We start from the raw sequence: 11241 nt of genomic DNA on the forward strand, positions 1-11241 counted from the left end.
TCAGGTCTCCGTGGAAGGGGTGAGGCGGGGCGTGCGGGCGAGCCAGGTGGCGGCGATGCCGGCGGCGACGATCAGCGCCATGCCGGCCAGCGCCGACAGCGTGACCGGGTCGTCGAACAGCCAGACGCCGAAGCCGAAGGAATAGACGATGCCCAGGTACTGCAGCACCGCGTTCGTCATCGGCTGGCCGATGGCGTAGGCGCGCGTCATCATCAGCTGCGCCACCGAGGCCAGCACGCCGGTGGCCAGCAGCAGCGCGACGCCGCGTGCGCTGTGCGCGCTGGGGCCGCCTGACGCGAACATCAGCAGCGCACCGGCCGCCACGCCACCGGCAGCGAAATAGAAGACGATGCGCTGCTCGGGCTCGCCGGCCTGGCCCAGCGAGCGCACGTGCAGCAGCGCCTGGGCCGACAGCAGCCCCGACACCAGCCCGGCCAGCCCGTGCAAAAGCTGGCTCGATTCGATCGTTGGCTTGAGCACCAGCGCGACGCCGGCGAAGCCGGCCAGCACCGCGGCCAGCAGCCGGGCGTCGAGACGCTGGCCGCCGCGCCAGGCGGCGCCGACGAGGAAGGCGGCGATCCACACCGACGAGGTGTAGTTCAGCGTCATCGCCGTGGCCAGCGGCAGCGTGCCCAGCGCGTAGAACCACAGGCAGATCGCGCCGACGCCGGCGGCGCTGCGCTTGAAGTGCAGCCCCGGCACGCGTGTGGCCAGCGGCGTGCCGCTGGCGCGCAGCAGCACGGCCATCAGCACGACGCTGACGGCCGAGCGGTACATGACGATCTCGCCGGCGCCGTACTGCGCCGACGCGAGCTTGACGCACAGCCCCATCGCCGCGAACAGGAACGCGGCGCCGGCGATCAGCAAGGGGGCACGCAGCGGGCCCGGGGCCGGCTGCGCGCGGCTCACCGTGACAGGTTCATCTGCCGCCGGTACCACTCGTGGAACTGTTGCATGCCGTCTTCCATCGGGCTCTGGTAGGGCCCGACCTCGTTGTCGCCGCGCACCATCAGCGCGTGGCGGCCGGCGTCCATTCTCTCCGCGATCTCGTCGTCCTCGATGCAGGTCTCCATGTAGGCGGCCTGCTGGGCCTCGACGAACTCGCGCTCGAACAGCGCGATCTCCTCGGGGTAGAAGAACTCGACCAGGTTCAGCGTCTTGCGCGGGCCCTTGGGGAACAGCGAGGACACGACGAGCACGTGCGGATACCACTCGACCATGATCGTCGGGTAGATCGTCAGCCACACCGCGCCCTGCGCCGGCGGCTGGCCGGCGCGGTAGGCGAGCAGCGCGTCGTGCCAGCGGCGGTAGACCGGCGAGCCCGGCCGCGCCAGCGCCTGGTGCACGCCGACCGTCTGCACCGAGTGGTGCGCGCCGAACTCCCAGCGCAGGTCGTTGCAGGTGACGAACGAACCCAGCCCCGGGTGGAACGGGCCGACGTGGTAGTCCTCGAGGTAGACCTCGATGAAGGTCTTCCAGTTGTAGTCGCACTCGTGCACGACGGCGCGGTCGAAGACGTAGCCCGAGAAGTCGAGCAGCGGCTGCGGCGCCATGCCGGCCAGGTCGGCGACGAGGTCGCGCCCGTTGTCCTCGAACAACAGCCCGTTCCACGCGCGCAGCGGGTACTGCTTCAGGTTCAGGCAGGGGTCTTCGGCGAAGTGCGGCGCGCCGACCAACTGGCCTTGCAGGTCGTAGGTCCAGCGGTGCAGCGGGCAGACGATGCCGCCCTGGGTGCGGCCGCGGCCCTTGAGCATGATCGCCTGGCGGTGGCGGCAGACGTTGGAGACGAGCTCGATGCCGCGTTCGTGGCGCACGAGCGCGCGCCCCTCGCCTTCGTGCACGAGGGCGTGATAGTCGCCAGTGGCGGGAACGGCGAGCTCGTGCCCGACGTAGCGCGGGCCGGACTCGAAGATGAGTTTCTGTTCCTGCTGGAACAGACCCTCGTCGAAATAGTGGGTGACGGGAAGCTGAGACGTGCTTCGATCGAGAGCTTCGAGACGGATGCTCAGGTCAGACATGATCCGAGGGGATCCTCCGTGACGGATGTCCAAACCCCCGCCCGGTGGCCCCGCGGGCGGGCATGGTGACTGACGAATGCGCCCCTCGGTGGCGTCGCATGGGTTTCGTCAGGCGAACCGACCATTGTACCGGCCGGGTGGGTGGCGCAGCGGGGCAGGCGGAGTGTCCGAGCGCCGCACTGCCGTGTGTCTAGAATGCCCGGCTTGCTGTCACGTTCCCACCGAATGTCGTCCGTCCCCGCCCCGCAGGAGCCCGCCAGCTACGAGCAGGCCGTCGCCGAACTGGACCGTCTGGTCCAGCAGATGGAGACCGGCCAGATGCCGCTGGACCAGTTGCTCGACGGCTACAGGCGCGGCAGCGAACTGCTGACCTTTTGTCGCAACCGGCTGCAGGCGGTCGAGGAACAGGTCAAGCTACTTGACGATGGACAGCTGAAGACATGGAGCGCACCCTGAATTTCGATCAATGGGCGCGACGCCAGCTCGACGCGGTGGAAGCCGCGCTCGAAGCCTGGGTTCCCGACAATGCCCCCGCCGGCCTCGGCGAAGCGATGCGCTACGGCGTGCTCGACGGCGGCAAGCGGCTGCGGCCGCTGCTGGTGATGGCCGCCTGCGAGGCGCTGGGCGGCTCGCGTGAAGCCGCGCTGCGCAGTGCCTGCGCGGTGGAACTGATCCACGCCTACTCGCTGGTGCACGACGACATGCCGTGCATGGACAACGACGTGCTGCGCCGCGGCAAGCCGACGGTGCACGTGAAGTACGGCGAGGCCCAGGCGATGCTGGCCGGCGACGCGATGCAGGCGCTGGCCTTCGAGATCCTGACCCCCGACGAGGGCGTCGAGCCGGCGCTGCAGGCCAGCCTGGTGCGCCTGCTGGCGCGTGCCGCGGGCCACGCCGGCATGGCCGGCGGCCAGGCCATCGACCTGGCCAACACCGGGCGTTTGCTCGACGAGGCCACGCTGCGCGAGATGCACCGCAAGAAGACCGGCGCGCTGCTGCTGGTCAGCGTGCAGATGGGCGCGGCCTGCGGCTCGCCGGCGCCGGCCACCTGGCAGGCGCTGTCCGAGTACGGCGAGGCCATCGGCCTGGCCTTCCAGGTCGTCGACGACATCCTCGACTGCACCCAGGCCTCCGACAAGCTCGGCAAGACCGCCGGCAAGGACCTGGAGGCCAACAAGCCGACCTACGTCTCGGTGCTCGGCCTGGAGCCTGCCCGCCGCTACGCGCAGGAGCTGCGCACGCAGGCGCATGCGGCACTGGCGCGCGCCGGCCTGGCCGATGGCGCAGCCCTGGCCGCGATCGCCGACAAGGTGGTGGAACGCGAGAACTGAACTGACGGCTTCATCCCCGTTGCCGGCCGTCGGGAGGCGGGCGACTTCGGGAGCGGTTCGTGGTGCCGTCACCGGCGCCGCGGCTCGTCCAGCGCGGTGGAAACTGACATGAGCAAAATCCTCGATTCGATCCAGACGCCGGCCGACCTGCGCCGCATGTCGCGCAGCGACCTGCCCGGGCTCGCGCGCGAAGTGCGCGAGTTCGTGCTGAACACCGTCAGCCAGACCGGGGGGCACCTCGGCAGCAACCTGGGCACGGTGGAGCTGACGGTGGCGCTGCACTACGTGTTCAACACGCCGCACGACCGCATCGTCTGGGACGTCGGCCACCAGACCTATCCGCACAAGGTGCTGACCGGCCGGCGCGAGCGCATGCACACGCTGCGCCAGCTCGGCGGCATCGCCGGCTTCCCGCGCCGCGACGAGAGCGAGTACGACACCTTCGCCACCGGCCACAGCTCGACCAGCATCAGCGCCGCGCTGGGCATGGCGCTGGCGGCCAAGCAGAAGGGCGAGGACCGCAAGGCGATCGCCGTCATCGGCGACGGCTCGATGACCGCCGGCATGGCCTTCGAGGCGCTGAACAACGCCGGCGTGCCGCATGCCGGCGTCAACGCCGACATCCTCGTCATCCTCAACGACAACGACATGTCGATCAGCCCGCCGGTGGGCGCGCTGAACAAGCACCTGGCGCGGCTGATGAGCGGCAACTTCTACGCCGCCGCGCGCGAGGGCGTGAAGGGCGTGCTGAAGGCTGCGCCGCCGCTGTTCGAGCTGGCGCGCCGTTTCGAGGAGCACGCCAAGGGCATGGTCGTGCCGGGCACGATCTTCGAGGAGTTCGGCTTCAACTACGTCGGCCCGATCGACGGCCACGACCTCGACGCGCTGATCCCGACGCTGGAGAACCTGCGCAACAAGAAGGGCCCGCAGTTCCTGCACGTGGTCACGAAGAAGGGCTACGGCTACAAGATGGCCGAGGCCGACCCGGTCAAGTACCACGCCGCCAGCGGCCGCTTCAACCCGGCCGAGGGCTTCCCCAAGAGCAGCGGCGGCAAGCCGACCTTCACCCAGGTCTTCGGCCAGTGGCTGTGCGACATGGCCGAGGCCGACGAGCGCCTGGTCGGCATCACGCCGGCGATGCGCGAAGGCTCGGGCATGGTCGAGTTCCACAAGCGTTTCCCGCGCCGCTACCACGACGTCGGCATCGCCGAGCAGCACGCGGTGACCTTCGCCGCCGGCCTGGCCTGCGAAGGGCTGAAGCCGGTCGTCGCGATCTACAGCACCTTCCTGCAGCGCGCCTACGACCAGCTGGTGCACGACGTCGCGCTGCAGAACCTGCCGGTGGTCTTCGCGCTGGACCGCGCCGGCATCGTCGGCGCCGACGGCCCGACGCACGCCGGCGTCTACGACATCGCCTTCATCCGCTGCATCCCGAACTGCGCGCTGCTGGCGCCCAGCGACGAGAACGAATGCCGCCAGGCGCTGACCACGGCCTATCGCCGAGACCAGCCGGTTGCCGTGCGCTACCCGCGCGGCAGCGGCTGCGGCGCCGAGATCGAGACCGGCCTCGGCGAATGGGAATGGGGCAAGGGCGTCGTGCGCCGCGAAGGCCAGCGCATCGCGATCCTGGCCTTCGGCACGCTGCTGCACCCGGCGCTGGCCGCCGCCGAGAAGCTCGGCGCGACGGTCGTCGACATGCGTTTCGTGAAGCCGATGGACGAGGCGCTGGTGCTCGAGATGGCGCGCCGCCACGAGGCCATCGTCACCGTCGAGGAAGGCTGCGTGATGGGCGGTGCCGGCAGCGCGGTGCTCGAGTGCCTGGCCGCCGCCGGCGTGACGACGCCGGTGCTGCAGCTGGGCATTCCCGACCGCTTCACCGAACACGGCGACCCGAACAAGCTGCTGTCGATGATGGGCCTGGACGCCGAGGGCATCGAAGCCTCGATCGTCAAGCGTTTCGCCAGCCGCCCGGCGCTGGCCGCGGTCAACGGCTGAGCCGGCTGCGCCCGCACCCGAAGGCCGCCTGCGGGCGGCCTTCGCCTTGATTGAACGCTGCGTGGAAACCCTTGCACCGTCCGCGCTGCCGAACGCAGGCATCATTCAGCCCGACATGACCAACCTGACCGACGCCCTCCACATCCCCGACACCCAGAGCGCGCGCGACGAGCGCCACGTCGCGATCCAGCGCGTGGGCGTCAAGGACGTTCGCTACCCGCTGCAGCTGCGTGTGGCCGGCGCGGTGCAGGCGACGGCGGCGTCGTGGACGCTGGACGTCGCGCTGCCGGCCGAGCAGAAGGGCACGCACATGTCGCGCTTCGTCGCGTGGCTGGACGCGCTCGACGAACCGCTGGACGCCGCCGCGCTGGCCCGCCGCCACGCCGCGATGCTCGACAAGCTCGGCGCGCGCGAAGGCCGTGTCGAGGCTTCGTTCTCGTTCTTCCTGAGAAAGCGCGCGCCAGTTTCCGGCCTGCAGAGCCTGCTCGACTACCAGGGCCGCTGGATTGCCGAGACGCGGCTGGACGGCGACACGCCGAAGACCACGCTGTGGGCCGAGGTCGCGGTGCCGGTGAAGAGCCTGTGCCCGTGCTCCAAGGAGATCTCCGACTACGGCGCGCACAACCAGCGCTCGATCGTCACGATCCGCGTCGAACTGCTGCAGCCCGTCGAGTGGCACGAACTCGTGCGTTTCGCCGAGGACGAGGCCTCCAGCGAGATCTGGCCGATGTTGAAGCGCACCGACGAGAAGTGGGTCACCGAGCGCGCCTACGAGAACCCGAAGTTCGTCGAGGACCTGGTGCGCGACGTCGCGCTGCGCCTGAACCGCGAGCCGCGCATCGGCCGCTACGTCGTCGACGTCGAGAACTTCGAGTCCATTCACAACCATTCCGCCTGGGCGCGCATCGAGCGCTGAGGCGAAATACTCGAAATACCGGGGTCAGGTACCAAGGTACCTGACCCCGGCGTCCGAGGTGCCTGACCCCGGCGTCCTGACCCCGGCGTCCTTACTGGAACAAGGCCAGCAGCCGCTCCAGCGCGACGGTGAACGGCCCCTGCATCGCCGGCAGCGTCAGCAGGATGCCGACGAGGCCGACGCCCAGCGTGATCGGGAAGCCGACCGAGAACACGTTCATCTGCGGCGCTACGCGCGACACCGCGCCGAGCACGATGTTGACGAACAGCAGCATCGCCAGCAGCGGCAGCGCGATCCAGACGCCGGTCGAGAAGATCTCCGCCGCCCACAGGTGCGGCCGCGCCTCCTTCAGGAAGCCGAACGGCTCGGGCCCGACCGGGAAGGCGGTGAAGCTCTGCACCAGCGCGGCGATGACCAGCAGGTGGCCGTTGATGACGATGAACAGCCACGCGATCGTCGTGCCGTAGAAGCGGCTCGTCGCGGTGGCGGTGCCGCCGCGGATCGGGTCGAAGAAGGCGGCGAAGTTCAGCCCCATCTGCAGGCCGACGATCTCGCCGGCGAACTCGACGGCGGCGAAGACGATGCGCACCGCGAAGCCCAGCGACAGCCCGATCACGACCTGCTGCACGACGAGCACGAAGGCCTGCGGCGAGTCCAGCGGCACCGGCTCGACGGCCGGCAGCGAGGGCTGCGCGGCGAACGCGATCAGCCCGGCCAGGCCGATGCGCACGCGCGTGGGCACGCTGCGCGTGCCCAGCACCGGCATCGCGGTGAACAGCGCCAGCGCGCGCAGGAAGGGCCAGATCAGCGGCGTGATCCAGCCCAGGATCTGGGCCTCGTCGAAGCTGATCACGGCCGGCGCGTTTGGGTGCGGGGGCGGGCGACGTTCAGCCGACGACGCTCGGGATCGCCTGCAGCGTGCGCTGCAGGTACTCGACCAGTGTCGTGATCATCCACGGCCCGGCGAAGCCGAGCACGGCGACGGCGGCGACGATCTTGGGCACGAAGCTCAGCGTCGCCTCGTTGATCTGCGTGGCCGCCTGCAGCACGCTGACGATCAGGCCGATGGCCATCACGACCAGCAGGATCGGCGCCGACACCAGCAGCAGCAGGTACAGGCCCTGCTGGCCCATCGAGAGGACTTGTTGTGCGTCCATGGCGGCGGCTTTCAGGTGACGAAGGAGGCGGCGAGCGAACCGAGCAGCAGGTTCCAGCCGTCGGCGAGCACGAACAGCATCAGCTTGAAGGGCAGCGCCACCAGCACCGGCGACAGCATCATCATGCCCAGGCTCATCAGCACGCTCGCGACGATCATGTCGATGATCAGGAACGGGATGAAGATCATGAAGCCGATCTGGAACGCGCTCTTCAACTCGCTGGTGACGAAGGCGGGAACGAGCACGCGCAGCGGCACGTCCTCGCTCTTGACCTCGGCCGGCAGCTTGGCCAGCTTGGCGAACAGCTGCACGTCGCTCTGGCGCGTCTGCTTGAGCATGAACTCGCGCATCGGCACCTCACCGCGTTTCAAGGCCTCGTCGAAGGCGATCTGGTTCTCGGCGAAGGGCTTGTAGGCCTGGTCGTAGACCCGGTCGAAGGTCGGCGACATGACGAAGAAGGTCAGGAACAGGCTCATGCCGATGATGACCTGGTTCGGCGGCGCGGCCTGCGTGCCCAGCGCCTGGCGCAGCAGCGACAGCACGATGACGATGCGCGTGAAGCCGGTCATCAGCAGCAGCAGCGCCGGGATGAACGACAGCGCCGTGAAGAACAGCAGCGTCTGGATCGGCACCGAGTAGCTGGTGCCGCCGGCGCCCTGGCCGACGAGCAGCGGCAGCCCGCCACCCGGCGCCTGCTGGGCGAAGGCGGCCGCCGGCAGCGCCAGCAGCGCGGCCGTGCCGAGCCCGCGCAGCAGACGGTCAGCGCGCATCGTGGTCCCCGCGGCGCTGCAGCCGGCCGAGCATCTGGCCGAAAGGCGTGCCGGTGCCGGTGGCCGGCGCCGGGGCCTCGTCCTGCGGCGCCATCGTGTGCAGCGTGCTGATCGCGCCCGGTGTCACGCCGAGCACCAGCCAGCGGCGCTCCTCGCCGCTGCCGACCTCGACGGTGACGATGCGCTGGGTGTTCGACAGCGGCAGCGCGGCGACGGTGCGCATCCCGGCCGACGAGGCGTTGCGGCCCATCGGCGTGCGCCGCAGCAGCCACAGCGCCACCGGGATCAGCGCGATGACGACGGCGAAGGAGAAGAGGGCGCCGAAACCGGCGGAAGCGTCCACGCGGGGCTCCTCAGGTGCGCGACAGCCGGCGCATGCGCTCGCTGGGCGTGACGATGTCGGTGAGCCGGATGCCGAACTTGTCGTTGACGACGACGACCTCGCCCTGGGCGATCAGGTAGCCGTTGACGAGCACGTCCATCGGCTCGCCGGCCAGCGCGTCGAGCTCGACGACCGACCCTTGCGCGAGCTGCAGGATGTGCTTGATCGGGATGCGCGTGCGGCCGAGTTCGACGGTGAGCTGGACGGGGATGTCCAGGATCATGTTGATGTCGTTGCCCGAGCCGGAAGCCGGCACCGACGCGCCGAAGTTGGTGAACGCCGCCGGCGCCACCGTCTCGGCCGGTGCCCGCACCTCCGAGGCGACCTCGGGTTCCTTGCTCTCGGCGAGCGCGGCGGCCCATTCCGCGGCCATGCGGTCCTCTTCGGACATGTTGGTGTCAGCCATGGTGGTGGTCTCCGAGCCAGCCCACGTTGGAGCTGGTCAGCAGTCGGTCGATCTTGATCGCGTAGCGGCCGTTGGTCGTGCCGTAGTGGCAGTCGAAGACGGGCACGCCGTCCACCTTCGCCTGGATCATCGGGTCGAGGTCGAGCTCGATGAAGTCGCCCGGCTTGAACGACAGCAGCTGCTCGACGGTGGCCGGGGCGTGGCCGAGCTCGGCGACGAGGTCGACCTCGGCGGCCTGGATCTGGTGCTTGAGCAGGTTGACCCAGCGCCGGTCGGGCTCGGCCGAGTCGCCCTGGATCGTCGAGTACAGGACGTCGCGGATCGGCTCCAGCGTCGAGTACGGGATGCAGAAGTGCACCGCGCCCGAGGTGTCGCCGATCTCCAGCGTGAACGCGGTGGAGACGACGATCTCGCTGGGCGTGGCGATGTTCGCGAACTGCGGCTGCATCTCCGAGCGCTGGTACTCCAGCTCGAGCGGGTAGATGCCGTGCCAGGCCTTCTTGTACTCGGCGATGATGCACTCGACGAGGCGCAGGATGACGCGCAGCTCGGTCGGCGAGAAGTCGCGCCCTTCGATGCGGGTGTGGAACTTGCCGGCACCGCCGAACAGCGCGTCGATGACGGCGAAGACGACGTTCGGGTCGCAGACGATCAGCCCGGAGCCGCGCAGCGGCTTCACCGACACGAGGTTGAAGTTCGTCGGCACGACGATCTCGCGCAGGAAGGCGCTGAACTTCTGCACCTTGATGCCGCCGATCGACACCTCGGGCGACTTGCGGATCAGGTTGAACAGGCCGATGCGGATGTTGCGGGCGAAGCGCTCGTTGATCACCTCCATCGTCGGCATGCGTCCGCGGACGATGCGCTCCTGGGAGGAGAGGTCGTAGTCGCGGATGCCGCCGGCGGTCTGCTCTTCCTGCTCGAGCTTCTGGCTCTCGCCGGTGATGCCCTGCAGCAGTGCGTCGACTTCGTCCTGCGAAAGGATCTGCTGGTTCATCGAGCGGGTGTCACTGGATGATGAAGTTGGAGAAGTGCACGGCGGAGATCGGGAGCTCCTCGGTCTTCTTCTTTTTCTTCTTCGGCTTGTCCTCGGCGGCGGCCTCGTCGTCGGGCTCCTCGACCTCGTAGCCCATCGCGCGTGCGGTCTCGCGGCGCACCTGCTCGGCGAGCTTGGCCTTGCCTTCGCGGTCGGACAGATCGGCGGCGGTCTTGTCGGCCAGCGCCATCAGGATGTTGTTGCGGATCGCCGGCATGTAGGCCTTGATGGTGTCGCCCATCTTGGCGTCGCGGACCTCCAGCGTGATGCCGACCTGGGCGTAGCGCTCGGCATCGCGGTCGGCGAGGTTCACGGTGAACGGGTCCAGCGGCACGAAGGTCGGCGCCGACTTCGGGTCGTGCTTGACCTCGGCCTTCGCCGGCTCGGCGTCCTCGGCCCCTTCCTCGGTGTCGGCGTGCGGCTTCTTCAGCAGGAACACCGCGGCGCCGCCGCCGATCGCGAGCACGGCCACGAGCGCGCCGACGATGATCAGCAGCTTCTTCTTGCCTTTTTTCGGCGCGACCGCATCGGTTGCAGCGGCTGCGGCGGGGGCGGCGGTGGCCATCGGGCGGACTCCTTCCTGTCGGGATCCCCGTCGTGGCCGATGACCGGCCATCGACGGGCTTGGAAGGAATTATTCGGGGCGCGCCGCCGGCGAAAGCGCCGATAAGCGGCCCGAAAGCCCGTCTAAAGCCCGTGGCGGCGGTGCCGCCGCCGCGGGTGATCAGGCGTAGGTGTCGAGCATGCCGCGCGTGTGCGCGCGGGCCGGCGCGGCCGCCGCGACGGACTCGTCGCCGCCGCCGTCGCCGCGTGTGCGTCCCGCGTCGGCCGTGCCGCGGCCGCCTTCGGTGTCGTCGCGGGCGGGGCCCTGGTGCTGCTCGAAGACGCCGCCGCCGGTCAGCGTCAGCCCGGCCTCCTGCAGCGCGCCGGCCAGCGTCGGCAGCGCCTGCTCCAGCGCCTGGCGCGTGTCGGCCTGCTGCGCCGCCATGACGACCTGCGCGCTGCTGCCCTCGACCTGGATGCGCACCGTGATCGGGCCCATCTCGGCCGGGTTGAGCTGCAGCCGGGCCTCCTGCAGGCCTTCGCGCAGCATCACGCTGACCTGGGCCGACAGCCCCGGCGCGAAGTCCGGCGAGCCGACCGGCGCGGCGATCTGCGCGGCATACGGCGTGGCGGTGGCCGCCGCCCGGGCTTCGGGCGTGGCCGCCTGCTGCGCCGGGCTCGTCTGGG

14 protein-coding genes are annotated in these 11241 nt (G+C 69.8%); 4 read left to right on the plus strand and 10 right to left on the minus strand.

Annotated features, from left to right (window positions below; genetic code table 11):
- Nucleotides 1-909, minus strand: coding sequence for a DMT family transporter (locus RBXJA2T_RS00555; protein WP_009855355.1), 909 nt, complete (start codon nt 907-909; stop codon nt 1-3).
- Nucleotides 906-2018, minus strand: a complete 1113-nt coding sequence (locus tag RBXJA2T_RS00560; RefSeq protein ID WP_009855356.1) for an aromatic ring-hydroxylating oxygenase subunit alpha — start codon at nt 2016-2018, stop codon at nt 906-908. Before RBXJA2T_RS00560 ends, RBXJA2T_RS00555 begins: the two co-directional genes overlap by 4 nt.
- A gap of 225 nt (nt 2019-2243) precedes the next feature.
- On the opposite strand from RBXJA2T_RS00560, the gene xseB reads away from it, so the two are divergent.
- The 4 genes from xseB (at nt 2244) to folE2 (ending at nt 6260) form a co-directional block, all read left to right on the plus strand.
- A complete protein-coding gene (gene xseB / locus RBXJA2T_RS00565) occupies nt 2244-2474 on the plus strand; it encodes an exodeoxyribonuclease VII small subunit (protein ID WP_009855357.1) in 231 nt (76 codons plus the stop codon).
- Complete coding sequence (locus RBXJA2T_RS00570) at nt 2459-3349, plus strand: polyprenyl synthetase family protein (RefSeq protein ID WP_009855358.1); 891 nt, start codon at nt 2459-2461, stop codon at nt 3347-3349. The genes xseB and RBXJA2T_RS00570 overlap by 16 nt, the downstream gene beginning before the upstream one ends.
- A gap of 108 nt (nt 3350-3457) precedes the next feature.
- Entirely contained in the window at nt 3458-5344 is a 1887-nt protein-coding gene (dxs, locus tag RBXJA2T_RS00575) for a 1-deoxy-D-xylulose-5-phosphate synthase (RefSeq protein ID WP_009855359.1), read from the plus strand.
- Nucleotides 5345-5459: 115 nt separating this feature from the next.
- Nucleotides 5460-6260, plus strand: a complete 801-nt coding sequence (folE2, locus tag RBXJA2T_RS00580; RefSeq protein ID WP_009855360.1) for a GTP cyclohydrolase FolE2 — start codon at nt 5460-5462, stop codon at nt 6258-6260.
- Nucleotides 6261-6351: 91 nt separating this feature from the next.
- Here folE2 and fliR read toward each other — a convergent pair whose 3' ends face one another.
- The 8 genes from fliR to RBXJA2T_RS00620 all read right to left on the minus strand — a co-directional run.
- Entirely contained in the window at nt 6352-7113 is a 762-nt protein-coding gene (gene fliR, locus RBXJA2T_RS00585) for a flagellar biosynthetic protein FliR (protein WP_009855361.1), read from the minus strand.
- A 34-nt stretch (nt 7114-7147) separates the two neighbouring features.
- Nucleotides 7148-7417 (minus strand): flagellar biosynthesis protein FliQ, encoded by a 270-nt coding sequence (gene fliQ, locus RBXJA2T_RS00590; RefSeq protein ID WP_029718837.1) that lies wholly within the window; start codon nt 7415-7417, stop codon nt 7148-7150.
- Nucleotides 7418-7428: 11 nt separating this feature from the next.
- Nucleotides 7429-8187, minus strand: a complete 759-nt coding sequence (gene fliP, locus RBXJA2T_RS00595) for a flagellar type III secretion system pore protein FliP (protein WP_009855363.1) — start codon at nt 8185-8187, stop codon at nt 7429-7431.
- Nucleotides 8177-8530 (minus strand): FliO/MopB family protein, encoded by a 354-nt coding sequence (locus RBXJA2T_RS00600; protein ID WP_009855364.1) that lies wholly within the window; start codon nt 8528-8530, stop codon nt 8177-8179. The genes fliP and RBXJA2T_RS00600 overlap by 11 nt, the downstream gene beginning before the upstream one ends.
- A gap of 10 nt (nt 8531-8540) precedes the next feature.
- Nucleotides 8541-8975 carry a flagellar motor switch protein FliN gene (gene fliN, locus RBXJA2T_RS00605; protein WP_009855365.1) on the minus strand — a complete coding sequence of 145 codons (435 nt, stop codon included), beginning with the start codon at nt 8973-8975 and terminating at the stop codon, nt 8541-8543.
- Nucleotides 8968-9972 carry a flagellar motor switch protein FliM gene (fliM, locus tag RBXJA2T_RS00610; protein WP_009855366.1) on the minus strand — a complete coding sequence of 335 codons (1005 nt, stop codon included), beginning with the start codon at nt 9970-9972 and terminating at the stop codon, nt 8968-8970. Before fliM ends, fliN begins: the two co-directional genes overlap by 8 nt.
- Before the next feature lie 10 nt (nt 9973-9982).
- Nucleotides 9983-10576 (minus strand): flagellar basal body-associated FliL family protein, encoded by a 594-nt coding sequence (locus RBXJA2T_RS00615; RefSeq protein ID WP_009855367.1) that lies wholly within the window; start codon nt 10574-10576, stop codon nt 9983-9985.
- A 159-nt stretch (nt 10577-10735) separates the two neighbouring features.
- On the minus strand, nt 10736-11241 hold a 506-nt coding region (locus RBXJA2T_RS00620; RefSeq protein ID WP_009855368.1), incomplete at its 5' end, for a flagellar hook-length control protein FliK.

It is taken from the genome of Rubrivivax benzoatilyticus JA2 = ATCC BAA-35 (assembly GCF_000190375.1).
GTDB lineage: Bacteria > Pseudomonadota > Gammaproteobacteria > Burkholderiales > Burkholderiaceae_C > Rubrivivax > Rubrivivax benzoatilyticus.